Source organism: Hymenobacter setariae (assembly GCF_007713685.1).
GTDB classification, from domain to species: Bacteria; Bacteroidota; Bacteroidia; order Cytophagales; family Hymenobacteraceae; genus Hymenobacter; species Hymenobacter setariae.
Genome location: NZ_VMRJ01000007.1, coordinates 34598 through 56605, shown reverse-complemented (window position 1 = coordinate 56605; position 22008 = coordinate 34598). Strand labels below are relative to the sequence as shown.

Here is a 22008-nt window from a genome sequence, read left to right as displayed (position 1 = left end):
ACAGATGATGTTTGGTATGACTGACGAAAACATAAAGACATACACCCGCAGCCAGTTGGCCCTGCGCAATGGTCAGGACCGCGACGAGATTTGGGTGGCCTACCAAGGCGTGATTTATGATGTGACGCGCTCGCGGCTGTGGCAGCGCGGCAACCACTACGAGCACTGGGCCGGCCAGGACCTAACCCGCGAGCTCGACGAAGACGCGCCGCACATCGCTACCGTATTCGATAAATTTCCGGTTATTGGCCGGCTGAAAACCTGATTTCTTGTTTTTAACACCTCTACTCCGTGACCACCGAAACCCCTTCCGAATACAATAACCTCGAAACGCTGTCCACTGCGGCCATCCTAGCCGGCATGAACCAGCTCGACCAAACCGTGCCGCTGGCTGTGCAAAAAGCTATTCCGCAGCTCGAAAAACTCATTGAAGCCACCGTGGCGCGGCTGCAAGCTGGGGGGCGGCTGTTTTACATCGGGGCGGGCACCAGTGGGCGCCTAGGGGTAGTTGATGCGTCGGAGTGTCCGCCCACGTTTGGGGTGCCGGCTGGGCTGGTAGTAGGCATTATGGCTGGGGGCGACGGCGCCATTCGGAAGGCCGTGGAAGGGGCAGAGGATGATGCCAATCAAGCTTGGATAGACTTGCAACAGTTTGAGGCCAACGAGAAAGACGTGCTGGTGGGCATCGCCGCCTCAGGCCGCACGCCCTACGTGATAGGGGGGCTACAAGCCGCCCGCGCTGCGGGACTGGCCACCGGCTGCATCGTCTGCAATGCCGGCTCGGCAGTAGCCGCAGCCTGCGAGTTTCCGGTGGAAGTCGTGACCGGGCCCGAGTTCATTACGGGCAGCACGCGCCTCAAGGCCGGCACTGGCCAAAAGCTGGCGCTCAACATGCTTACCACGGCTACTTTCATTCGCCTAGGTCGGGTGCGCGGCAACAAAATGGTGGATATGCAGCTCAGCAACATCAAGCTTGTGGACCGCGGCCAGCGCATGCTTATGGATGAACTCGGCATTGCCCAGCCTGAAGCGGCCGAGCTGCTGCAAAAGCATGGCTCGGTGCGAGCCGCGCTGCTAGCGAAACAAGGGTAATAGCGCCCCTTAAACCGAACGATTTGGCCGGAAAGGCGTTTTTGCAACTGGGCTGGCCCTAGCTGGCCCCATTGCTATGCATACTATAGAGCCCCATTATAATTGGATAGAGCAGTACTCAGCTGCCGAAGACCCGCGCTCGCCGCTCTACGGGGCCGAGTACAGCCTCGATACCTATTCCAATACCATTTATGGCTACTACATTCACCCGCAGTGGGATAGCCTGGAATCAGATACACTGTTTTTTAAAATTCTGTGGGCTGACTACGACGATGGTATCGCCATCCTAGAGTTTATCGGTGAGTGGAACGACGCCATCGAGAACGATATCATGAACTTGAAGCGCAACATCCTAGACGTGCTGCTGCACGAGGGCATCAAGCGCTTCGTACTCATCGGCGAAAACGTATTCAACTTCCATGGCTCCGACGATAGCTACTACGAGGAGTGGTTTGAGGAAGTGGAGGATGGCTGGATTGCGGGCGTGAATTTTCAGGAGCACGTGCGCCGCGAAATGAGCCAGTACAACCTAGACAACTACATCAATTTTGGCGGCGAACTCGACGACTTGCCCTGGCGCACCTACGAGCCCCGCCGCTTGGCCGAGAAAGTAGAAAGCATCTTGCGCCATCGCCTAGGTTAAGTATAAAGCCAGTAAATAAAAAAGGCCGGCTCGCGTAAGCGGGCCGGCCTTTTTGGTGAATAGTTGCTAAGACTATTCTTTAGACTTCGATTTCTTTTTCGACTTTACGGTCGTGTTGTCGCCGTTGTCCGAGTCCTCGGCGCCGGGGGCGTCGGTTACTAGGCGGCGCTGCTCGGCTACCGAGCCTTTGTACACTTGGGGTGCTTTGGCCTGGCGAGCGGCTTTGCGCTCTTTCTTGGTCATCGTGCCCGTGGGCGTGGTTTGGCTAGGGGCAGCAGTGGCAACCTCGGCGGTGGCAAGGCCCAGCGCGGCTAGTAGCAGCAGGTTTTTCATGGCAAGTAAGGTGAACTGGTGAAAAAAGAATGGAAGGGAAGTAAGGCCTAAACGAAAAGCAACAAAGTAGGAATTGAAATTTTAGCGCTTTTTGTTTGATTCTGCGGTAAAGCTACGGGGTATCAACTTCCATTCCAAAATGCTCGAACTGAGCTATAAGCTCAACATGAGTTAGTATTTTATACTGAAAGACAGCATAATAACAACTAGGCATAGTTCGTCAGGTTAATGTATGCGCATATTGATAGGGCCGGGCTTGCGGCGCAGGGGCGCCAGTAGCTTTTCTACCTGCGGTTGAGCTGCCAGAGTAGTCGCATCGAGCCCTAGGGGGCGCTGGCTGGCCACATCGGCTTGTAAGTCGCTGAGGGCATTGTGCTGAATTTCGCCGGCCTGCTGCATGCGGCGAACGTGGTCGGCCATGGTGGGCGGCAGCCCTTGGGTTTGGCTGATGCCATCGCGGAGCACGCGCCAATGGCCCTGCATCAGGGCCATCTGCTGCGCAAATACGGGTAGGTTGGCTGGCGGCGTTTTAGCTTCTTTCAGCAGAAAATCGGTGGAGTAGTGCGCCAGCCAAAAGCGGCGGGTGAGAAGCTGATACCGGCGCATGGTGGCCGGCGCGACGGCGCGCTCAGCGGCGGGCAGCAGCGCTAGCTGTCGCAAAATGGGACTCTCGGTATCGAACTTGGGGATGGGCGTAGCCTCCGCTGTTTCGAGCTTCGGTGCGTCGGTAGGCGTGGTGGGTGCCGCTGCCGAGTCGGAGGTACTGGCGGGCTGGCACTGGCATAGCCCTAGGCCGCTTGTAGCCAGCAACAGGTAGACTAAGGGCCGGAGCCAGCGCTTAGGAGGGCTAACTGCATCCGCCGCCGACCGGGCCGCGGCTGGCTGGCCAGTAGAGGCAGTAGCTAATTGATAGATACGAAAAGGAGCCATAAGGCGAATACTGGGGCACTAATTGGGAGTTGCTGCGGCCAAGTTGGCGACAAAAACGGAATACTACCCCGCCCGAACCAGGCGCGCCGCTGTGCGTACACCTAGGGCAGTTCACTTTTCCGACTTTCCTCATGCCTACCACCCGCTCCGAACAAGACCAGGCCACCCAGCCCACCCAGTCTGACCAATACCAGCCTGATGGCCGCCAAGAGCCCACTAACCCCGACGCCCTTTACGGCGGCAACGCCGACGATAACTCGGGCAGCGGCGGCAATGCTGGCCCTACCAATCTCGACGCCGTGCCCGCCAACAAAGAGGATGGCACCATCGAGTCGGCCGACCAAAACGAAGGCGCTATCAAAGGTGGTGGCGTGAGCGGTGGCTCTGCCAGCAGCGGCTCTAGCATCGGCCAGGTCAACCTAGGGTAATGGTACTCGCTGGGAGGCTGGGGTTGTCTTAGCTTCTCGTTTGCTATTGCTTGATTTACATACTCTCTAATTTACCCATCCCATGGTTACTCCGAATCCTGCTCCCGACTCCGGTCGTCCTTCTGACATTGAAGAAAACAAAGTGCCCAGCACAGGTGGCCCCATCACCAACCAAGACGCTGACCCGGACCCCAACGCCAGCGGCAACCCCGAAACTGTGACCCAGTCGGACCTCGCTAGCAGCGATGGCGCTGGCATCCGTGGCGACTACGGCGACTCGGACCAGACCACCGGCCTCGAAGGCGGCGAGCAGACGCCTGCCGACACCACCCCCGACCGCGCTGGCGAAAACCCGACCAATACTGCCCAGGAAAGCAACAACGCGGTGTAAATGACCTAGGCGACAAGCTCAACACAAGAAAGCCGCTGCAACAGTCGTTGCAGCGGCTTTCTTGTGTTGAGCTGCGCGGAAAATGGTGCTAGCAGGTCCGTTATTTGGGGTATGAAAATAGTTGCTTTGCTAGCTGCCCTGTGGCTGCCCCTAGGTGTGCTGGGGCAGGCCCAGCCCACGCCAACTGCCCATGCCCAGCAGGTAGCGGCTTTCCAGCAAAAAATCAACCACGAGTTTAGCGACCCTGCTGAGTCGCCGCTGTCAGCGGCCGAGCGGGCAGCGTTTAAAAGCTTGCCGTTTTATCCGGTGGCCTACCAATACTGCGTGGTAGCCAAATTGGTGCGCGATTCTACGGCGCTGCCGTTTGGCATGCCTACTAGTGCTAATCAGCTGCACATGTACCGCAAGTATGGCGAGCTGCGCTTTGAGCTAAACGGGCAGCCCCAGCGCCTGACCGTGTACCAAAGCTTGGCGCTGCTGCAAAAGCCGGGCTTTGCCGATTACTTATTTCTGCCCTTCACCGACCTCACCAACGGCCACGGCAGCTACGGCGGCGGGCGCTATATCGACCTGCGTATTCCACCCGCTGGTACTACGCTGATTACCCTCGATTTTAATTGCGCTTATAATCCGTCGTGCGCCTATAGTCACGCTTACTCGTGCCCCATTCCGCCCGCCGAAAACCGCCTAGCAGTAGCTATTCCGGCTGGGGTGCAGAGCGACCATTGAAGAAAGCCCGCGCGCGCGGGGCGTAACTTGCAGCGTGATTTTTGCTGCCCGCCTGCCGTTGATGCGTTCTTTCTCGTTGGTTTATTGTCTACTGCTCGTTGTGTTTTCGTGGGCTGGTCCGGGGGCCTTGTGGGCCCAAGCCGCCCTGCCGAGCCCTAGGTTCACAAGGTCGGCCGTGCTGCTCGAAGCCGCCGATGCACCCGCCCCACCCAAGCGCGAACTGCGCGCCTTTTGGATTGCCACGGTGGCCAATATCGACTGGCCCACCCAGCGCGGCGAATCGCCGGAAGTGTACCGCCGCGAGTACCGCCGCCTGCTCGACGCCGGCCAGCGCGCCGGCCTCAACGCGGTGTTCGTGCAAATCAGGCCCGCGTCGGATGCCTTCTACAAATCGGACCTAGAGCCTTGGAGCCGGTACCTCACCGGCCGCCAGGGCAAGGCGCCCAGCGAGGGCGACGACCCGTTGCCTTTCCTCATTGCGGAGGCGCACCGGCGCGGTATGGAGTTCCACGCCTGGTTCAATCCTTACCGCGCCACCATGGACACAGTGACGCGCTCGCTGGCGCCCAACCACCCGCTGCGCCAGCACCCCGAGTGGTTTATTAAGTACGCCAAGCAGTACCTCTACAACCCCGGCTTGCCCCAGGTGCGCGCCCACATCAAGCGCGTGATTCTCGACGTAGTGCGGCGCTATGATATTGATGGCGTGCACTTCGATGACTACTTCTACCCGTACCCCGAGCCGGGCCAGGTTTTCCACGACGAGCAAGCCTTTGCCGAGCAAAACCCCGACAACCTAGGGCTGGCCGACTGGCGCCGCCAAAACGTGAACACGCTCATCCACGACTTGCACGACAGCATCGGGGCGGCCAAGCGCTGGGTGAAATTTGGCATTTCGCCCTTCGGCGTGTGGATGAACAAGAGCGCTCACCCCGATGGCTCGGACACCCGCGCCGGGCAGCCCAGCTACTCTAATCTCTACGCCGATTCGCGGCTGTGGCTGCGCTCGGGCTGGATAGACTACATCGTGCCGCAGCTGTACTGGAGCACCAAGTTCAAGCTGGTGCCCTACGCCACGATGGTGGAGTGGTGGACGCGCAACCGCTTCGACCGCCACCTCTACATCGGGCACGGCATGTACCGCATGCGCGAAAGCACTCGCTCCGATACCGCCTGGCGCAACCCGCGCGAACTGCCCACCCAGGTGCGCCTCAACCGCAGCTACCCCGACGATGTGCAGGGCAGCGTGTACTTTTCGGCCAACTCGCTGCTCAATAATCCGCTGCACACCACCGACTCGCTGCGCCTCGACCTCTACCGCGCCCCAGCGCTGGTGCCCACCATGCCCTGGCTCGATAGCCTGGCCCCGCGCCCGGTGCGCGAAATGGTGCTCAACCGCACCCGCAACGTGTCCACCCTCACCTGGGCGCCCGACCCCGTGCCGGCCGCCGATGGCGACCTAGCCGCCTACTACGTGCTCTACCGCTTCGAGCGCGGCCAAGTCATGTCGCCCGCCGACCCGCGCCACATCTTGGCCGTGGTGCGGCCCACCGGCCTAGGGCAGCCCGCCACCTTTGCCGATACTACAGCCCACCAAGGCACGGCCTATGCATACTTCCTCACCGCCGTCGACCGTCTGCACAACGAGAGCCCCCCGCTACGGGTGTTCTCCGAAGGCAAGCTGCCGGTCGAAGTATTAGCCGCCGCGCCGCTCAACATGCCGGCCCAGGACCACCGCCCAGTGGCCGTGCGCCCGCCGGCACCTAGGCCCGCTGCCCGCCCAAGCTCGCCGGTAGCCGCCGAAATGGCCCGCGCCGAAGCTGCGAAAGTGAAAGTCAAAACTAAGGAGCCAGTGAAAAAGCGGCGCCGCGGCTTCTTCGCTCGCTTGTTTGGGTTGAAGTAACCTAGGCGATTATTTCCCTAACGACTGTCATGCTGACGCAGGAAGCATCTTATCACGTTTGAACACCTCGCTCCGACGTGATAAGATGCTTCCTGCGTCAGCATGACAGTCGTTTTTGCTGAGTGAGCTACTTTGCGGGCTATTCGCTCACCTAGCGCTGCCGCCTATGCCCACTGCTACTCCTGCCACTACTGGCCGCCTCACCAGCCTCGACGTCTTCCGCGGGCTCACCGTGATGGCGATGACAGTAGTAAATAACCCCGGCGACTGGGGCCACATCTACCCGCCGCTGGAGCACGCCGCTTGGCACGGCTGCACGCCTACCGACCTGGTATTTCCTTTCTTCCTCTTCATTGTAGGGATTAGCCTGGTCTACGCTCTGGCCGGCGTAAAGCAGCGCCACGAGCCGCAAGGGCCGGTGCTTGCCCAAGTAGTGCGGCGGGCAGCGGTATTGTTTGGGCTGGGGCTATTAACCTCGCTTTACCCGCATTTCGACTTCTCGACGGTGCGCATTTTGGGCGTGTTGCAGCGTATTGGGTTGGTGTACCTAGGGTGTAGCCTTCTGTATTTGACTACCAGTTGGCGCACACGCGTAATACTACTGGGTGTCTTTTTGCTCGGCTACGCGGTGCTGCTGCAAGTAGTCCCCGTGCCCGGCTTTGGCCCCGCCAACCTCGAGCCTACCACCAACCTAGGGGCTTGGCTCGACCGCACCATACTCACCGAGCCGCACCTCTGGAAGCAGTCGCGCACCTGGGACCCCGAGGGGCTGCTTGGCACGCTGCCCGCCCTAGGTACCGGCTTGCTGGGCGGATTAGCCGCGCAGTGGCTGCGGCGCCCCGACCTAAGGGCCACGGTCAAAGTGCGGGGGCTGCTTGGCGCGGGTGTGCTGTCGGCCCTGCTAGGTCTGCTCTGGAATATCTGGTTTCCCATCAACAAAGCCCTCTGGACAAGCTCTTTTGTGCTGTTCACGGGTGGGCTGGCGCTGGTGGTGCTAGCTAGCCTCTACTGGCTGTGCGACGTGCAGAGCCACCGGCGCTGGGCTACGCCCGCCATCGCGTTCGGGGTCAATGCCATTGCCGTATTCGTAGGGTCGGCGTTGCTCTCTCGCACGTTCGGGATGTTTCGTTTAGCTGGGCCTGGGGGCAAGGAAATGGGCCTACAAGAGTGGCTGTATCAGAGCGGCATCGCGCCATTTTTTAGCGACCCGCGCAATGCGTCATTAGCCGGCGCGGTGGTATGTTTGCTTATCTGGATGGTGGTGCTGAACTTTTTATACCATAGGAAGTGGATATGGAAAGTATAAGCGAAAGCCAGAGGTAAGCTTAGTGCATTATTGTTGCAAAATAATGCTTGCCTAATTTGCAACGTGGTTACATTTTATGTAACCAGTTAATAGCCAGTTTGTATTTCATGAGTTTCAGATAAGCCGGTTCTTCATTTAGAAGTACTGGCCTGCGTATAGGCTATGAAAATTCTTATCATTGGCGGCGGTAATATGGGCCTTACTTACGCCCGTAGTTTTGTGCGCGCCCACGTTACCTCGCGCCTCGATTTGCGTTTGCTAGCTCGCTCGCCCGAGCGTGTGGCGGCCCTCGCGGCCCACGAAGTTGGTACCGTTTGGGGCCAGCCCGAAGACTGCGTGCCGGGCGTCAATATCATCATTCTGGCGGTGAAGCCGCAGGATTCAGGTGCCTTGTTCGAGCAGCTACGCGGGCTGGTGGAACCGCAGCAGGTTATCATTAGCATCATGGCGGGGGTGAAAATAAGCACCCTGCGCGATGCCCTAGGTACGCCCAAAGTTATCCGGGCCATGCCCAACCTGCCCGCCCAAATCGGTATGGGTATGACGGCCTTTACCAGCACCGACGAGGTGACCCGCGCCGAACTAGTGCAGGTACAAAACCTACTTTCGACCACCGGCAAAACGGTGTATGTAGAAGACGAAGCGGCCATCGATGCCAGTACCGCCATCTCGGGCAGCGGCCCCGCCTACGTGTACTACTGCATGGAAGCCCTCATGGCGGCCGCCGCCCAAATGGGTTTCGCACCCGCCGAGGCCGAATTGCTAGTCAGCCAAACCTTCCGAGGCGCAGTAGAGCTTTACAGCCAAGCCGGCCTCAGCTGCCAAGACTGGATTGCCCGTGTGTCGTCGAAGGGCGGCACCACTGAGGCGGCTATGCGCGCTTTCGGCCAGACCGCCGTGCGCGAAGGACTTATTGCCGGGGCTACCGCTGCCCGCGACCGCGCCGAGGAGCTAGGTAAGTAGCCAGCCGAAAGCGGGTAATGTTACTAGTTACTAGATACAAAAAGCCGCCATGCTTGTCGAAGCATGGCGGCTTTTTTAATTTTAAAGACCTCCTAAGTTAGCGTTTACTTATCTGCCACCCGGTAGAGCCGCGCCCCAAACAGCGCGATAAAGGCGTAGCAAATAATGGGCAGGTAATAGGCCGCCGCGATGTTGTGGTTGGCGATTTTGCCCATAAGGTAGGGAAACAGCGCGCCGCCTGCCACCGCCATCACCAAGATGGACGAAGCCTGCTGAGTTTGTGGCCCTAGGTCCTTAATACCCAGCGAAAAGATAGTGGGGAACATGATGCTGAAGAAGAAATTAATCAGCAGCAGCGCGATGAACGAGGGCCAGCCCCAGCTTTGGGCCACAATCAGGCACATGGCCACGTTAGCGAGGGCGAAGACAGCTAGCAGGCGGTTGGGGGCCACGTAGCGCATGAGGAAGGTGCCCACGAAGCGCCCGCTCATCATTAGCACCATAAACAGGGAAAAATAGCCGGCGGCCACCTCATCGGTGAAGTGCATTTTTTCGACGCCGTAGTTGATGAAGAAGGCCCAGGTGCCGCCCTGCGCTGCCACGTTGAGAAACTGCGCCAGCCAAGCCCACCGAAAGTGCGCATGCTGTAGCAGACCCTTAGGCGCTACTGCCGCGTCGGCAGTGCCCGCATAAAAGCCGGCTTCGGTGTCGGCATGAGCATCGGCAGCGTGGGCGTCTTGCAGAGCAGGCACTTTCACGAAGGAAAACGCCACGGCAATGGCCAAAATGACGCTACCAATAAACAGGTACAAGGTCTTGACAGAGGTCAAGTCGCCGGCCGTGTGCGAGTTTTCGCCGCTGAGAATGAAGTAGCTACCTAGCAGCGGCCCTATCACCGCCCCTAGGCCGTTGAACGACTGCGCGAAATTGAGGCGCTGGTCGCTGGTGCGCTGGTCGCCGAGCGCGGCCATGAAGGGGTGCGCTACCGCCTCCAGCGTGGCCAGCCCACAGGCCAGCACAAACAGCGCGCCTCGGAAGAAGCCAAACGAACTAGCATTGGCCGCGGGCACGAACAGGAAGGCACCTAGGGCATACAGCCCTAGGCCCAGTTGCACGCCGCGCTTGTAGCCAAAGCGCTTCATGAACAAGCCGGCCGGAATCCCCATCACGGCATACGCCCCAAAGATGGAAAACTGCACCAGCCCCGACTGCGCTTTGCTGACGTTGAGCACGTTTTGGAAGTGCTTGTTGAGTACGTCGCCCATCGTGATGGCGATGGCCCACAGCATGAACAGCGACGAGACAAAAATCAGCGTGGGAATGTATTTCTTCTCGGTGAATGGAGCTTTGGCGGGTGGGCTGATGGCCGCGGTAGGTTGCATAGGTGGGATAAATGGGAGAGACTTGTAAAGAAAGAGAAGGCCCCGCATTTGCAGCCGCCTAGGGTAGGGTCAGGTTAAGAATTCTAAAAAGCCCATGTTCTGTCCTGCTGACGCAGGAAGCACCTTATCAGGGTAGAACCTTGCGTGATAAGATGCTTCCTGCGTCAGCAGGACAGAATAAATGGATTCGCGATTACCTATTCACCTAGCTACTGTGGCCGTACGGCTACGGCAATCTTCGAATCGGCGGTGCCATAATACAGAAACCACTTGGATTTGAAGCGCGCCAAGCCTTCTAAGAACACCACTTGGTTGACCTGACCAGTGGTTTCGTAGGGCTTTTCGGGTCGCATGAAGTAGGTGTCCATGCGCTGGAGCAGCTTGGTGGGGTCGTCTTTATCGAACAGCGCCTGGGCGGCGGTGTAAGTGCCTTCGGGCAACGACTTGTCGCCAATGGCGGGGATGTTGCGGCTGTTGTAAATCAGGCGAATGCCCTGGTCGGTGAGCATGGCGGGCGGGCCCGATTCTACAAGGTCGCTGTCGAACTTGCCGGCGCGGGTGGGCAGCACGACTTTCAGATTGGGCAGGGTGAGGGCTTGGGCGCGCAGCGGCACGGGCGGCTTTTCGCCGGGTGCCATCTCCAGCGGTGTCCAATGGATGAGGTCGTCGGAAGTCGCCAGCCAGATTTGGGCGTCGCCCCAGTACATCCAGTATTTGCCCTTGATTTTGGCAGCCACGATGCGGCCATCAGTCTCGTATTTCGATACGATGGAGCCCGACTTGCTCCATTTATCCAGGTACTTGCCGCCAAAGGCATTGCCGTACTTGGTCCAGTGGCGCAGGTCGGGCGAGGAGGCTACGTGCAGGCGGGCTAGCTTGCCGTCGTAGGCTGTGTAGGTCATGTAGTAGCTACCCTTATCGTCTTCTACTACCCTAGGGTCTTCGGTGCCGCCGGTTTCGTACTTCTTCTGGGCGTCGTTGGCGGGGTAGAGCACCGGCTCTGGCTCGCGCTGAAAGTGAATGCCATCGGTGCTGCTGGCCAGGCCCACGCGCGAAGCTTTACCAAAAGTGGTGATTTTGTTTTCGGCCCGGTACAACATGTAGACCTTGCCATCGCGCACCACCACGGCGGGGTTGAACACGTCCTTTTCTTCCCACAGGACCATCTTTTTCAGGATGGGGTCGGTGAACTTACCCACCGTGCTAGGTCCCATGATGGGGTTGGCGCTGTCGGCTTTGGCAAAGCCCAGCAGCGCCCAGCTGGGGCCAGCGGCGGCCGTTGCCGTAGTATCCGCCGATGGCTTCGCGGTCGATGTGGTGGCCGCGGTATCAGTTTTAGGAGAACCGTTGCAGCCACCTAGGAGGGCTAGTAGGGCCGTGCCGCCAGCGAGGCAATAGGCGTAGCGAGGGAAATTGCGCATGCAGTTTCGGAAAGTGAAGAGGGTAGGAAAGCGTAGAAAGCCGCTGAGAAGCAAGCGCTATTTCTCAATGGTGTAGATAGACTGTACTTCCGCATCGGTCAGGGCGCGGTTGTAGAGGCGAATGTCGTCTATCTGGCCCTTGAAAAAGGCCGGGCCGTAGTAGTCGAAGTAGCCAGTGGCTTGGCCGCCGGTGGGCGTGCTGTTATACACGTCCTTAGGTAGCTGCTGGCCAATGCAAAGCGGCACGGCCTGCGGGGCAGTTTTGAGCGGCCCTTTCACGTCGGTCCAAGTTTTGACCAGCGCCCCATTGATGTAAAACTTCATGCTGCCATCGGTGTACGACACGGCCACATGCGTCCAGGTATTGATGGGCACAATGCCCGAATCAGCGTCCTTGTCCGCAATGGTCGACGTGGTACCCACGGTGAGAAAGGGCTTGCCCGCGCCTTGCAGCTGAAATTTGTAGCTCTGCCAGCGATTCAGCGACACTAGGTAGTTGGCATCGTTGCCATCAAAGCGCTTGCACCACAGGCTAATAGTGAGCGCTTGCGGGTTGAGCGCCGCCTTGTACGGCACCTCGATGTAAGCGCCATTATTAAATTCATAAGCCTGCCCGGCCTGGCCAAAGCGGTCGGCCACCAGCATGGGCAGTGTGCCGCCATCGCCGGGCGCGGTGCCAGGGCCAGTGGGGCCCGACTTTAGCGTGCCATTGTTGGCGTTGGTGGTAGCGTCATTGGCATTGCCCTCAAATTTCCATTGCGCCACTAGGTTGGCCACCGAAACTTCCTGCACCAAAGCCGACTTAAAGGCCGTGACGGCGCGCCGCAGGTTGGCGACGGTCGCGTTCACGGCAGCTTGGTTGTAGCTCGCGTCGTTTTTGGTGACGGTCGAGAGGTCGAGAGCGGTTTTCAGATTGGCCTTGGCGCCGGGCGCATAGTTGCCGGGCTTATTACCCTCGACGGCGGCGTTGTAGCCGACGGTCACGGAGTCAATCAGGGCCGTGAGTTTGGTTTTATCCACGTTGCCCACGGGCGCGGTGTCGTCGTTGTCTTTCGAGCACGACGAGGCAAACGTCAGCGCCCCGAGCAGCCCGGACAGCACCAACACGTAAAATTTAGAGCTTTTCATAACCTAGCGAAGAGTTGGGTGGGAAGGAAAGGCGGCTACAAGCCCTTGTTGGTGTCGCGCTCGCTCTGCGGGATGGGGTAGAAGCGGTTGCGGCTATAGTTGAAGTTGGGCCGGTCGGCCAGCGCCTGCTGAGCGTAGGCCTGCCCGTAGCGCGTGATGTCGAAAAACCGCTGAAACTCCAGCGCCAGCTCCGAGCGACGCTCGCGCCGAATGGCGTCGCGCAGCTGGCTTTGGTCGGTGGTGGTTATGTCGGGCAGCAGGCCGGTGGGCACGGTGCCCGAGTTAGGCAGCGAGGTGTCGTAGAGATAACTCTCGCGGGCGCGCTTGCGCACTTGGTTCAGCGCCTTCAGGGCGTTCGCACTGTTGCCGGCTTCGTTCGATGCCTCGGCATCAATGAGCAGCACGTCGGCATAGCGGATAGCCTGGAAGTTCAGGTTGCCATCGCCCTTGGTGGTGGTCGGGATTTCGGTCAGCGGCTGCAAGTGCTTTTTCGACACGTAGCCTGTGCCGCTCCAGGTAGGGTCGTAGGTCACACCGAAAAATGACTGTCCGCTGCGGCCCACCGAATAATCGAGCCTAGGGTCCACGACGCCAGCCGAGGTGCGCTCGAAGTTGTCCACGAGGCTCTGGGTTGGCCAGAAAAAGCCGTAGCCATTCTGCGGGCGCGGGGCAAACCATTGGTTGAGGTTGTTGCCCTGGTTGGGGCTGAGGCCGGTGGTGTGCTGCACCGAGAAAATAGCCTCCGCGTTGTTCTTGGTCGCCGCCCGAAAGTTGTCGGCAAACACTGGCAGCAGGCTATAGGTACCTAGGGCCTCCACGGCTTGGGCGGTTTGGGCCGCCAGGGTCCATTTCTGTTCGTAGAGGTAGGTTTTGGCAAGCAGCGCCATGGCGGCGCCCTTGGTAGCGCGGCCCACGTCGGTGCCGGTCCAGGTGGCGGGCAGTGCGGCCATGGCGGCCTGGCAGTCCAGTTCTACTTGCGCGTATATCTGGGCTTGGGGCACGGCCGGGCTTTGCAACTCGGCGGGCGTTTCCACCTTCAAGCGCAGCGGCACATTGCCATAGATGGCCGCCAGCTGAAAGTAATAGTACGCCCGCAGAAACTGCGCCTGCCCCACCACCTGCTGGCGCACGGCGGCGCTCACGCTGGCATTGTCGGCGGGCAGGCCGTCGAGCACCACGTTGCACTTAAGAATGCCGTCGTAGTAGCGCCGCCACTGCGCTTCCACGGCCGAGTTGATGGGCGTGATGTTGAAAATATCAATATTCTCGAAGTCAGCCTGGTCACCGGGGTTGCTACCCTTCACGGCATCGTCGGAAGCCACATCGCCGAGCACCCACAGCGCGTTCGACGACGCATCGCGGAACGAGAGAGGCACGTAGGCCGCGTTCACGGCCAAGATGGCGTTGGTGTCGGAGGTGAAAAACTGGCTGGCTTCGTACTGCCCCAGCACGGGTTGGTCGAGAAAGGTTTTGCAGCCGGCGGTGCCAAGCAGCAGGCCCCCCAGCAGGAGGGCGGCGGGTGGGATTTTCATGATAGCGCGCGAAGAAGTTAGAAGCCAGCGTTGATGCCCACCGTGAAGGTGCGCGCCGAGGGGTAGGTGCCAAAGTCGATGCCTGTGGCCCGCACGCCATCGCCAAGCGAGTTGCTGTTGGTGCCCTGCTCGGGGTCGAGGCCGGTGTACTTGGTGAAAGTCAGCAGATTCTGCACGCTGGCGTAGATGCGCACCGACGACACATGCACCGCGCTCAGTAGCTTCTCATTGAAGGTGTAGCCGAGCTGCACGTTCTTGAGGCGCAGGTAGGAGCCATCTTCCAGGAAGCGGTCGGAAGGCTGCTTGTTGTTGGAAGCACCCGTCCACGAGAGGCGCGGAAACTGGTTGGTGCTGCCGGGGCCGGTCCAGTAGTTGGTGGCCGCCCGCTCCGTCAGGTTGAAGGCGCGGTAGAATCCCTCGATATCGGTGTTGACCTGATTGTAGAGCTTGTTGCCCTGCACGCCTTGGAAGAACACGCTCAGGTCGATGTTCTTGAAGCTCACGTTGCCAGTCAGGCCGTAGGTCAGCTTCGGAATGGGGCTGCCCACGAAGGTGCGGTCGTAGCCATCAATCACGCCATCGGGCACCCCGTCGGGGCCGCTTAGGTCCTGAAATTTCACGTCGCCCGGCTGAATGCCCGGCCCCTGGTAGGCGTGCGTAAACACCTCCTGCGCGGTCTGAAAAATACCCTCCGTTTTCAGCAGGTAAAACGCCCCAATCGGCTGGCCCACTGTGGTGAGCGTAGCGTAGTAGTTGTTGTCGATGCGGCCGCCCACGATGGGCGTGGCCGTACCTAGGGACTGCACTTCGTTGCGCAGCGTGGCCAGGTTGCCATTCAGGCCGTAGCTCCAGTCCTTGCCGATGGTGTTGCGGTAGCTCAGCTCCAGCTCAAAACCTCGGTTCTGAATCTTGCCGGCGTTCACGGCCGGGTTGCCGCCGTTGCCGGCGCTGCTGGGCTGCGGCAAAAACAGCAGCACATCCGAGGTATTCTTTATAAAGTAGTCGGCCGAGATTTGCAGCGCGCCCTTCAGCAGCCCTAGGTCGAGGCCGAAGTTGGTTTGGGTGCTGGTTTCCCACTTGATGTCCGGGTTGCCCTTGGTTACCACGCTCAGCCCCTGCGTCGACACACCTCCAAACGGGTAGTAGCCCGTGTTGCCCACCAGCGAGGCATAGGGGTAGTTGCCGATGGCCGAGTTGCCGAGCTGCCCTAGGCTCACCCGCGCTTTCAGCAGCGAAATGGCTTCTAAGTTGCTCATAAAGGCTTCGCGTGCCAGGTTCCAGCCCACCGAGCCAGAGTAAAAATTTTGGGTGCGCCGGCCCGGCGAGAGCTGCGACGAGCCATCGCGCCGGAAGTTGACGGTAGCCAAGTACCGCCCGTCGTAGTCATACGTCAGCCGCCCAAAGCCCGAAAGCAGCGCCGAGTGCGCCTCGCCGCCACCATTCTGCTGAATGCCCGTACCATTATCGAGGTACTGGAAGGTAGGCGACTGGTCGACGTAGCCGCGCCGCGAGGCCGAAATGCCCCGCGAATTATTCTTAATTGCCTCGGTGCCCAATAAAAAAGCGAACGTGCTCTTGCCCACCGACAAGTCGTACACGGCCGTATTGGTCCAGTTGAAGTTGAATTCGTTGGTATTGGACTGCGCCAGCTGAGCCGGCGAGTTGAACGAGCGGTCGATACCGAACGTCTTGAAAAACTGCTTGTAATCGGTGATGCGGAACGTGATGCCGTAGTCGGACCGCAGGCGCAAATGCGCCACGGGCGTAATCTCTACATAGGCATTGCCCAGCACCGAGTAGGCGTTGAAATTGCGGTCGGCCGCGTCGGCCAGCGCCACGGGGTTGATACCGTCACCTAGGAAGGCCGAGGCCGGCTGACCGCCCACCGTGGGCAAATCCACAAATTGCCCTAGGTCGTTGTAAACCGGCGTGCCCGGCGTGCGAAACAGCGCAAAGCGCACCACGCTCGCCCCGGGGTTGCCATCGCCAAAGCCATCGCCCGAGGTGCCCACCTGCCTGGTTTTGCTGTACGAGAGGTTGGCGTTGGTGCCGATTTTCACATACTTCGACAGCGAGCTGCTCACGGCCGTGCGCAGGTTGTAGCGGTCGTAGGACGAGTTCTTTATCAAGCCGTCCTGGGTCAGGTAGCTGCCCGATACGATGTATTGCGAGTTTTCGCCGCCCCCGCTCACGTCGAGCTGCACGTTGTGCTGCCAGGCCGGCTTCAGTACTTCCTTCAGCCAGTTTACATCGGGCAGCGTGGCCGCCACCGAAGCCGGAATCTGGGTGCGGCCGTCGTTTTGCGCCGCCACGTTGTAGGCGTTCACGTACTGGCTGGTGTTAGCCATTTTGATGAGGTTGGCCGCCGTTTGCACGCCGCTGTAGGCGCTCACGCTCAGCCGCGGCTTGCCCGATTTGCCGCGCTTGGTGGTCACCACCACCACGCCATTCGAGGCCCGCGCCCCGTAGATGGCCGCCGATGAGGCATCTTTCAAAATGTTGATGCTCTCAATATCATTAGGCGAAATCTGGTTGATACCATCCTTAGTCGGCACGCCGTCAATGATATAAAGCGGGTTGTTGTCGTTGATAGTGCCTACCCCCCGAATGCGTACCGCGATGTTTTCGCCCGGCGCACCGGTGGCCGCCGTGATGGCCACGCCCGCCGCCTTGCCCTGCAAAATCTGTGCGGGCGTAGTCACCGGCAAGCCGCTGATGTCGCGCTGGCTCACCTGCGCCACGGCTCCAGTGAGGTCGGCCTTGCGCTCAGTGGTGTACCCTAGGACTACCACGTCACCTAGGGCCTGTACATCGTTGGCTAGTACCACATTTAGCTGCGTGCGGCCTTGCAGCGGCAGCTCTTGCGTCACGAAGCCGATGGCCGACACTACTAGCGTGCCGTTCGCGTCAGGCAGGGTGAGTGAGAAGTTGCCATTGGCGTCGGTGGTGGTGCCGTTGGTAGTGCCCTTCACGAGCACCGTCACGCCGGGCACGGCCGCCCCGTCGGGGCCGGTTACGCGGCCGGTTACGGGCACGGCGGTGGGGGAGAGGGCCGCGTCCGGGGCGGCATTGGGGCCGCTGGTGGTCGAGCTGGTTGGCGCCTCGGGGCCCGGCAATTTGGGCTGCGAAATGACGTACACGTTGTGGTCAGTTTTCTCCACGCGCAGGCCGCTGGCCGTCACGGCGTAGGTCAACTTGTCCTCCCAAGTGCGAAACGTGCGGGCGTCCACATTCACGAACTTGTTCTTGACCAGCTCGCTGCGGTACATAAAAAAGACGTGGTGCGTCTTCTTCAGCTCCTGCAAAATGCTTTCGAGCGAGGTGCCGCGCTCGGCAGCCCGCGCCGCGCCAGCCGTTACATCCTGCGTGGGCCGCAGCATGGCCACGACGGGGCTTTGCGCCCGTGCCACGTGCAGCCCCCCGGCCAACAAAAGGGGCAGCAGCTTACTCGATGGGGTATAATGAATCATGGGTGGGAATGGAAAAGAGGGTGAGAAACGGCAAAAAGGCAGGCGAAAATCAGTCGAACCGCACGTGGTTGCCTGTGCGGTGCACGTTCGTATCCAGCGACTTAGCGAGCGTAGCCAGCAGCACGTCTAGGTCCTGGCTGGGCACCGAGCCGCTAAGCTTTTGCTGGCGCAAAGCGGGGTTGCGCAACGTGATGTGCAACCCATAAGTGTCTTCGAGCAGGGCGAAAACCGCCGCCGCCGGCGTGTCAGCAAAGTCGAGGTTCCCGCTGGTCCAGGCCGCATACAGGGCGGCATCGACGGGGCGCTTGGCCAGTGGCGCGGCCGTGGCGGCTGGGCGAAACTCAGCCAACTCGCCGGGCTTGAGCAGTAGGGTTTCGGGTCGGCCGGCCCGCACGTGCCGCAGCTGCACCTGCCCCGATTGCAGCACGACTTTCGTCCGGCCCGGGCGGTTTAGCACATCGAACTGGGTGCCAAGCACCGCCACATCGAGCGGCCCGGCGTGGACGGTGAATTTCACGTTGGCCGGGGCAGTGGCCACGGCGGTCAGCTGCACCAGCGCGGTATGTTGCACTCGAAAGAATGCCTCGCCCGTCAGCCACACTTCGCGGGCGTGGCCCGGTTGCCAGGTGGTGGCCAGCTTCAATACCGAGTTGGCGTTCAGCGTCACGCGCGAGCCGTCGGGCAGCGTTAGCTTGCGGCGCTCGCCGGCTTTAGTGGCGTAGCTGGTCCAGGCTAGGGTGGGGGGCGAGGTAGCGCGCTGCCACAATCCTACACCCGCAAAACCCAGCGCCAGAGCACCTAGGGCCGCGCCTGCCCAACGCCGAGCACGCTGGCCTACGCGTAGCGCTGGCTGAGCTTTCGGCTCAGGTACCGCGTGCATAGCTTGCCATAGCTTCGCGGTTTCGGCTTGCTTTAGCGATTGGGGCAAAGTCTGCAACTGGCCGGTAGCCAGCAGTTGCAACAGCGCCACGGCTTCGTCAAACTCGGCTTGCTTGCCGGGGTGCTCTGCCGCCCAGGCGCGCCAAAACTGCGTAGCCGCCGGGTCGTGGTCAATCACAAAGGATTGAAACGACTCGTCGGCCAAAAAATCATCAGTTGAGTAAGCGGTGTAGGGCATAAGCAAGGAGCTGAGCGGGCCAGCAGCAGTGCGCTGCGGCGGGCTCCTAGGTGGTCTAGCAGCCCCGTTCATCTCCATCACGGCCTTATTGGCCGTTTATACTCATGCCCGCAAAAACTTTTTTTCGGAACTAACTGCTAGCGAAATCTTGGGTTCTGGTTTCGGCTAGGCGGCCAACCCGCAAAGCAGCAGCATTACCACCGCCAATACCTTGCGCAATACTTGCAACGCATTGAAAATCAAATTGCGGACCGATTGGGTGTTAAGGCCCATGACCTCCGCGATACGCTCGTAGGCAAAGCCATCAAAAAACTTCAGATACAGTGCCTCGCGCTGGCGCTTCGAGAGCCGATTGAGGGCGGCCAGCAGCCGGGCGCTCTGCTCAGCATCGCCCTGCTGGGCAATTAAAAACTCTTCGTGCGAGTAAGTCACCTCAAACGAATCGGAGTAGGCCGGCAGTAGGTAGCGGTGCTGCCGCAACAGCTTGGTTTCGTCGCCTAGGTGCCGCCGCAGGGCTTTGAATAGGTACGCCTTCACCACCTGCACGGCCCGCAGTCCCTCGCGCCGCCGCCACAGCTTCTGAAACAAATTTTGGATACAATCCTTCACCAGTTCCTCGTCGCCGGTCAGCTTGAGCCCGTAGTGGTACAGCGCCTCATAGTAGCCATCGAAGAGTGTGGCCAGCGCCCGGGCCTCGCCTCCCCGAAAGGCTTCCCAAAGCTGGGCGCTGTGCTCGTCGGTTAGTGGTTGCAAGGCAATGGCTACGAAGTTTTGAAAGTAGAGAGGCCTTTAGCTGCGTAAACGAATGGATAGAAGCAATACTTAATGCGCTTTCCGAGTAGTTAAGCTACCTAGTGCATAAAAGGGGAGAGGTAGTAGGCAGCCCCCTTAAGAATAGCTTACCTAGTTGGGGCCACCCTATTTGCGGAACGCCGTAAAAATGGCATCACTTTGTAATAGTTCAATAAAATAAATAAACAGTACTATAGAAAAGAGAAGCTTTTGCCCTCTTGCTTTCCATCAATGAAAAAAACAGCTTTACTCGCCGGGGCCACGGGCTTAGTTGGCAGCGCACTTTTGCCCTTGCTGCTGGCCTCGGAGCGCTATGCCAAGGTGATAGTGGTGGGCCGCCGAGCGGTAGCCGTGCAACACCCCAAGCTTACACAGGTAGTCACAGAACTCAGCCAACTCGAAGCCGAGCGCCTGCGCCTCATCGCCGACGATGTGTACTGCTGCCTGGGTACCACTATGCGGCAGGCAGGCTCCAAAGAGGCGTTTTTTGAAGTTGATTTTTTGCACGTCGTGAAGCTGGCGGCTATTACGGCGGCCAATTTTGCGGCTCAGTTTCTGGTAGTGTCGGCGCTGGGGGCTGATGCTGAGTCGCGCTTCTACTACAATCAGGTAAAAGGCGAAATGGAAACCTCCGTGCGCCAAACGCCCTTTCGAGCCATTCATATTTTCAGGCCTTCGCTGCTGCTCGGCGAGCGGGCGGCACCGCGGCTGGGCGAGCGCGTTGGTGGCTGGCTGCTGGCCTTGGCGCGCCCCCTGCTGCGCGGGCGCTGGCAAAAGTACCGGCCCATCAAGGCCAAGGCTGTAGCCCAGGCCATGCTGCGCGCCGCCGAAGAAGATGGCGGCGGCACGCGGGTGCACGAGCTGGGCGGCGACTAGCCGCTGCAACTACCCTAGGGCCGTTCTCAACCCTAACGCAAAACGCCCCCGGTAGCCGTAGCTATCGGGGGCGTTTTGCGTTACTTATCTATCTAGGGTACTACCACCGGCGGCCGTAGCCACGCCCACGGTAGGGGTAATAGTGGCGCGGAGCGTAGTACACCCGCGGCCGGGGTGCGTAGTAAGTCTGCGGGTACACCACCACGGGCGGCGGTGGTGCCACTACCACTGGGGGCGCTACCGGCGGGTAGTAGTAGCGAGGTCCGTAATAAGGCCGCGGAGCATAGTAAGGCGCCCCGATGCGGGCATTGATAACGACTTGGGCCGAAGCCGTGCGGGTGCCGAGCACGCCTAGGCTCAGCAGCAAAGCACATAGCAGAGGGTGAAAACGCATGGGAAGGGGGCGCCGCAGCGCGTTAGGTTGAGAGTGAGAAATCTACAGAAACAAGGTGAAAAGCTGCTGGAAATCAGCAAAAAGCCGGGTGGATATTACCGGCCACCACGCCGGCCACCTCCCTGAAAGCCACCGGGGCCGCCCCGGAAGCCACCATTACCACCGCGGAAGCCGCCTTCGCCCCGGTAGCCACCCCGAAAGCGTGAGCCTGGGCGGTAGTAGGGGGCTGGCCGCACCCGCACGGGCGGGGCATAGTAGCCGGGCCGGCCGTAGTAGCGCGGGCCATAGCCGTAGCCATATCCCCCGCCGTAGCCATAGGGATAGCCCGTGCTGGCACCCACATACACGCCGGGCGTGCAGCTGCTGAGCAGGAGACCAAAGCTCAACGCAAAAAACAAGGCAAACAAAGATTTGAGTCGCATAGCTGGAGCGCCGAAGCGCTTTGATTAGACATAACCGGATAGAAGAACAACACGAGTTAGATGCGAGTAAGGTCCCCGGGTTTAAAAGCCACTCGCCAAACAAGGGCAACGACGCCTAAACCGCGTGGTAATGACAGGCAACCACCTAGGGTATTTACTAGAAAAAGCCGTGCCAAGTTTTAAGCAAAACGGACAACTAATAGGGGAGTATATGCGCTATCTTCTGCCTCAAAAAGCAACTCTTTAGTGGTGCTCTCTTTAGTGGAAAATAAAATCGAAAATAATTTGCTATGCATTGATAGACAGATAGTTTAATTCATTGTGAAAGCGCCTTGGAATGAATCTTGACGACCCGCTAGGCGTTGACAGTACAAGCAACAGTTACTAACCTATCGCCACTATGAAAAGCCCCGCCGAATACCTCGCTCCGCACGTATTTGAAGCCCGCCGCCCACGCCGCGAGTTGCAGCCTGTAGTGGGCTACGCCGACGCGCTGCACGCCGTAGAGCAGGCCCTGGCCGACGCTGAGAAGTACAAGTATTTGCTCATGCGCGCCCTGCGCCGCCACGCCGATGAAGTAGCCACCGCTGCCACGCCAGCTACTCCTCCGCGCCCGCTCGAAACCACCGAAACGCCGGTGCTGCCCATGTATCCTACCGGTCTGCCAATGGCCGCCTAGGGCCGTCGCAAGCCGCATTTATTATAAAACAAAGCCGCCGTTCGCATCTGCGAACGGCGGCTTTGTTTTTAGACCTA

At 59.8% G+C, this 22008-nt stretch carries 22 protein-coding genes; 11 read left to right on the top strand and 11 right to left on the bottom strand.

Annotated elements, in window-relative coordinates; all coding sequences use genetic code 11:
• The first annotated feature begins 16 nt into the window (after positions 1-16).
• The 3 genes from FNT36_RS22930 (at position 17) to FNT36_RS22920 (ending at position 1735) form a co-directional block, all read left to right on the top strand.
• The gene (locus FNT36_RS22930) at positions 17-265 is read left to right on the top strand and encodes a cytochrome b5 domain-containing protein (protein WP_233636169.1); all 249 of its coding nucleotides are present in this window, start codon (positions 17-19) and stop codon (positions 263-265) included.
• A 26-nt stretch (positions 266-291) separates the two neighbouring features.
• The gene (gene murQ, locus FNT36_RS22925) at positions 292-1092 is read left to right on the top strand and encodes an N-acetylmuramic acid 6-phosphate etherase (protein ID WP_144852652.1); all 801 of its coding nucleotides are present in this window, start codon (positions 292-294) and stop codon (positions 1090-1092) included.
• A gap of 76 nt (positions 1093-1168) precedes the next feature.
• The gene (locus FNT36_RS22920; RefSeq protein ID WP_144852650.1) at positions 1169-1735 is read left to right on the top strand and encodes a hypothetical protein; all 567 of its coding nucleotides are present in this window, start codon (positions 1169-1171) and stop codon (positions 1733-1735) included.
• A 72-nt stretch (positions 1736-1807) separates the two neighbouring features.
• Here the strand turns inward: FNT36_RS22920 and FNT36_RS22915 are convergent, their stop codons facing one another.
• Positions 1808-2068 carry a hypothetical protein gene (locus FNT36_RS22915; RefSeq protein WP_144852648.1) on the bottom strand — a complete coding sequence of 87 codons (261 nt, stop codon included), beginning with the start codon at positions 2066-2068 and terminating at the stop codon, positions 1808-1810.
• A gap of 225 nt (positions 2069-2293) precedes the next feature.
• Positions 2294-2998, bottom strand: a complete 705-nt coding sequence (locus FNT36_RS22910) for a hypothetical protein (RefSeq protein ID WP_144852646.1) — start codon at positions 2996-2998, stop codon at positions 2294-2296.
• A gap of 131 nt (positions 2999-3129) precedes the next feature.
• Here FNT36_RS22910 and FNT36_RS22905 point away from each other — a divergent pair, with 131 nt between their 5' ends.
• The 6 genes from FNT36_RS22905 to proC all read left to right on the top strand — a co-directional run bounded on the left by FNT36_RS22905 (position 3130) and on the right by proC (position 8718).
• Positions 3130-3426: a hypothetical protein gene (locus FNT36_RS22905; protein ID WP_144852644.1), complete on the top strand. Its 297-nt coding sequence runs from the start codon at positions 3130-3132 to the stop codon at positions 3424-3426.
• An 82-nt stretch (positions 3427-3508) separates the two neighbouring features.
• The gene (locus tag FNT36_RS22900; protein ID WP_144852642.1) at positions 3509-3817 is read left to right on the top strand and encodes a hypothetical protein; all 309 of its coding nucleotides are present in this window, start codon (positions 3509-3511) and stop codon (positions 3815-3817) included.
• 111 nt (positions 3818-3928) lie between these two features.
• Positions 3929-4546: a DUF1684 domain-containing protein gene (locus FNT36_RS22895; protein ID WP_144852639.1), complete on the top strand. Its 618-nt coding sequence runs from the start codon at positions 3929-3931 to the stop codon at positions 4544-4546.
• A gap of 61 nt (positions 4547-4607) precedes the next feature.
• Positions 4608-6449, top strand: a complete 1842-nt coding sequence (locus FNT36_RS22890) for a glycoside hydrolase family 10 protein (protein ID WP_144852945.1) — start codon at positions 4608-4610, stop codon at positions 6447-6449.
• Positions 6450-6615: 166 nt separating this feature from the next.
• Entirely contained in the window at positions 6616-7755 is a 1140-nt protein-coding gene (locus FNT36_RS22885; RefSeq protein WP_144852637.1) for an acyltransferase family protein, read from the top strand.
• A gap of 162 nt (positions 7756-7917) precedes the next feature.
• Positions 7918-8718, top strand: a complete 801-nt coding sequence (gene proC, locus FNT36_RS22880; RefSeq protein WP_144852636.1) for a pyrroline-5-carboxylate reductase — start codon at positions 7918-7920, stop codon at positions 8716-8718.
• A gap of 104 nt (positions 8719-8822) precedes the next feature.
• On the opposite strand, the gene fucP is transcribed toward proC, so the two are convergent.
• From fucP to FNT36_RS22845, 7 genes are all read right to left on the bottom strand, one after another.
• The gene (fucP, locus tag FNT36_RS22875) at positions 8823-10100 is read right to left on the bottom strand and encodes an L-fucose:H+ symporter permease (protein ID WP_144852634.1); all 1278 of its coding nucleotides are present in this window, start codon (positions 10098-10100) and stop codon (positions 8823-8825) included.
• A gap of 209 nt (positions 10101-10309) precedes the next feature.
• The gene (locus FNT36_RS22870; RefSeq protein WP_233636168.1) at positions 10310-11521 is read right to left on the bottom strand and encodes a glycoside hydrolase family 130 protein; all 1212 of its coding nucleotides are present in this window, start codon (positions 11519-11521) and stop codon (positions 10310-10312) included.
• 57 nt (positions 11522-11578) lie between these two features.
• Positions 11579-12649, bottom strand: coding sequence for a LamG domain-containing protein (locus FNT36_RS22865; RefSeq protein WP_144852632.1), 1071 nt, complete (start codon positions 12647-12649; stop codon positions 11579-11581).
• A gap of 35 nt (positions 12650-12684) precedes the next feature.
• A complete protein-coding gene (locus FNT36_RS22860) occupies positions 12685-14181 on the bottom strand; it encodes a RagB/SusD family nutrient uptake outer membrane protein (RefSeq protein WP_144852630.1) in 1497 nt (498 codons plus the stop codon).
• Between the two features lie 17 nt (positions 14182-14198).
• Positions 14199-17651, bottom strand: a complete 3453-nt coding sequence (locus tag FNT36_RS22855) for a SusC/RagA family TonB-linked outer membrane protein (RefSeq protein WP_144852628.1) — start codon at positions 17649-17651, stop codon at positions 14199-14201.
• A gap of 49 nt (positions 17652-17700) precedes the next feature.
• Complete coding sequence (locus FNT36_RS22850; RefSeq protein WP_233636167.1) at positions 17701-18768, bottom strand: FecR family protein; 1068 nt, start codon at positions 18766-18768, stop codon at positions 17701-17703.
• 165 nt (positions 18769-18933) lie between these two features.
• Positions 18934-19521, bottom strand: coding sequence for an RNA polymerase sigma factor (locus tag FNT36_RS22845; protein ID WP_233636166.1), 588 nt, complete (start codon positions 19519-19521; stop codon positions 18934-18936).
• A gap of 270 nt (positions 19522-19791) precedes the next feature.
• On the opposite strand from FNT36_RS22845, the gene FNT36_RS22840 reads away from it, so the two are divergent.
• Positions 19792-20436, top strand: a complete 645-nt coding sequence (locus tag FNT36_RS22840) for an NAD-dependent epimerase/dehydratase family protein (protein WP_144852621.1) — start codon at positions 19792-19794, stop codon at positions 20434-20436.
• A gap of 100 nt (positions 20437-20536) precedes the next feature.
• Here FNT36_RS22840 and FNT36_RS22835 read toward each other — a convergent pair whose 3' ends face one another.
• Together FNT36_RS22835 and FNT36_RS22830 are read right to left on the bottom strand one after the other, a co-directional pair.
• Entirely contained in the window at positions 20537-20830 is a 294-nt protein-coding gene (locus FNT36_RS22835) for a hypothetical protein (RefSeq protein ID WP_144852619.1), read from the bottom strand.
• A gap of 95 nt (positions 20831-20925) precedes the next feature.
• Positions 20926-21252, bottom strand: a complete 327-nt coding sequence (locus tag FNT36_RS22830; RefSeq protein WP_144852617.1) for a hypothetical protein — start codon at positions 21250-21252, stop codon at positions 20926-20928.
• Between the two features lie 400 nt (positions 21253-21652).
• Here FNT36_RS22830 and FNT36_RS22825 point away from each other — a divergent pair, with 400 nt between their 5' ends.
• On the top strand, positions 21653-21931 hold the full coding sequence (locus FNT36_RS22825) for a hypothetical protein (RefSeq protein WP_144852614.1): 279 nt from the start codon (positions 21653-21655) through the stop codon (positions 21929-21931).
• The last annotated feature ends 77 nt before the right edge of the window (positions 21932-22008 follow it).

Coding starts and splice junctions, on each gene's coding strand:
- FNT36_RS22910 (WP_144852646.1), bottom strand. CDS start 2,998: ATGGCTCCTTTTCGTATCTATCAATTAGCTACTGCCTCTACTGGCCAG.
- FNT36_RS22865 (WP_144852632.1), bottom strand. CDS start 12,649: ATGAAAAGCTCTAAATTTTACGTGTTGGTGCTGTCCGGGCTGCTCGGG.
- proC (WP_144852636.1), top strand. CDS start 7,918: ATGAAAATTCTTATCATTGGCGGCGGTAATATGGGCCTTACTTACGCC.
- FNT36_RS22885 (WP_144852637.1), top strand. CDS start 6,616: ATGCCCACTGCTACTCCTGCCACTACTGGCCGCCTCACCAGCCTCGAC.
- FNT36_RS22895 (WP_144852639.1), top strand. CDS start 3,929: ATGAAAATAGTTGCTTTGCTAGCTGCCCTGTGGCTGCCCCTAGGTGTG.
- FNT36_RS22905 (WP_144852644.1), top strand. CDS start 3,130: ATGCCTACCACCCGCTCCGAACAAGACCAGGCCACCCAGCCCACCCAG.
- FNT36_RS22915 (WP_144852648.1), bottom strand. CDS start 2,068: ATGAAAAACCTGCTGCTACTAGCCGCGCTGGGCCTTGCCACCGCCGAG.
- FNT36_RS22900 (WP_144852642.1), top strand. CDS start 3,509: ATGGTTACTCCGAATCCTGCTCCCGACTCCGGTCGTCCTTCTGACATT.
- FNT36_RS22930 (WP_233636169.1), top strand. CDS start 17: ATGACTGACGAAAACATAAAGACATACACCCGCAGCCAGTTGGCCCTG.
- FNT36_RS22850 (WP_233636167.1), bottom strand. CDS start 18,768: ATGCCCTACACCGCTTACTCAACTGATGATTTTTTGGCCGACGAGTCG.
- FNT36_RS22830 (WP_144852617.1), bottom strand. CDS start 21,252: ATGCGACTCAAATCTTTGTTTGCCTTGTTTTTTGCGTTGAGCTTTGGT.
- FNT36_RS22890 (WP_144852945.1), top strand. CDS start 4,608: ATGCGTTCTTTCTCGTTGGTTTATTGTCTACTGCTCGTTGTGTTTTCG.
- FNT36_RS22825 (WP_144852614.1), top strand. CDS start 21,653: ATGAAAAGCCCCGCCGAATACCTCGCTCCGCACGTATTTGAAGCCCGC.
- FNT36_RS22920 (WP_144852650.1), top strand. CDS start 1,169: ATGCATACTATAGAGCCCCATTATAATTGGATAGAGCAGTACTCAGCT.
- FNT36_RS22855 (WP_144852628.1), bottom strand. CDS start 17,651: ATGATTCATTATACCCCATCGAGTAAGCTGCTGCCCCTTTTGTTGGCC.
- FNT36_RS22860 (WP_144852630.1), bottom strand. CDS start 14,181: ATGAAAATCCCACCCGCCGCCCTCCTGCTGGGGGGCCTGCTGCTTGGC.
- FNT36_RS22870 (WP_233636168.1), bottom strand. CDS start 11,521: ATGCGCAATTTCCCTCGCTACGCCTATTGCCTCGCTGGCGGCACGGCC.
- FNT36_RS22835 (WP_144852619.1), bottom strand. CDS start 20,830: ATGCGTTTTCACCCTCTGCTATGTGCTTTGCTGCTGAGCCTAGGCGTG.
- FNT36_RS22840 (WP_144852621.1), top strand. CDS start 19,792: ATGAAAAAAACAGCTTTACTCGCCGGGGCCACGGGCTTAGTTGGCAGC.
- fucP (WP_144852634.1), bottom strand. CDS start 10,100: ATGCAACCTACCGCGGCCATCAGCCCACCCGCCAAAGCTCCATTCACC.